Raw genomic sequence first — 674 nt, 5'->3', positions numbered from 1 at the left:
ATCTTGTATATATGTTTCTGGGATACTATGCATTGTTGAACCTGGCCTCTGTACATAGTTATAAAGAGGTTTATTAACGTGGGTAAGAGTTCTCTTAAATAATATCTTAAAAAGTAAGTGCACATCTTCAAAGCTTCTTATTGAGGAGTCAAATCTTATTCCATCGAAGCACTTAGCGTCAAAAAGTTTATCCCACATGAAATTAGAAATATATCCACGAGATATTAGGTAGTCTTTATTTTCTATGAATCCTTTAACGTCATTTTTATCAAGGTTCAAGCGGTGTCCATCTATACTAACGGAGAATATGTCACATAAACATATGTCAGCTTTATCCTTTAGTATTTGTTTTATCATTGCGTCTAGGTAGTCTGGTTCGTAATAATCATCACTATCCAAAAAAGCAATATAATCCCCTCTAGCATGATCTAACCCTAAGTTCCGGGCAGAGCCTTGACCACCATTTTCTTTCTCTAAGAAAATAAAGCGAGGGTCATCACCTACAAGCTCTTTAGCTAGAGTAATAGAGTTGTCTGGGCTGCCGTCATCAACAACTAAAGCTTCAAAGTTTTCATAACTCTGATCCAGCAGGCTTTGCATACACTTTTCAATGTATTCTTCTACTTTATATACGGGTATGATTATACTAACTAAGGGAGTCATGATATTTATAG

Annotated in this window: 1 protein-coding gene; it reads right to left on the bottom strand. The window is 35.3% G+C overall.

What is annotated here, in order from left to right; genetic code table 11:
- Nucleotides 1-663: glycosyltransferase family 2 protein (locus A1019T_RS13080; RefSeq protein WP_279626194.1), on the bottom strand; the 663-nt coding region annotated here is incomplete at its 3' end.
- Between the last annotated feature and the right edge of the window lie 11 nt (nucleotides 664-674).

Origin of the sequence: Psychrobacter piechaudii (assembly GCF_900162825.1) — a bacterium.
GTDB classification, from domain to species: domain Bacteria; phylum Pseudomonadota; class Gammaproteobacteria; order Pseudomonadales; family Moraxellaceae; genus Psychrobacter; species Psychrobacter piechaudii.
This window is presented reverse-complemented; position numbering and strand designations above follow the sequence as displayed.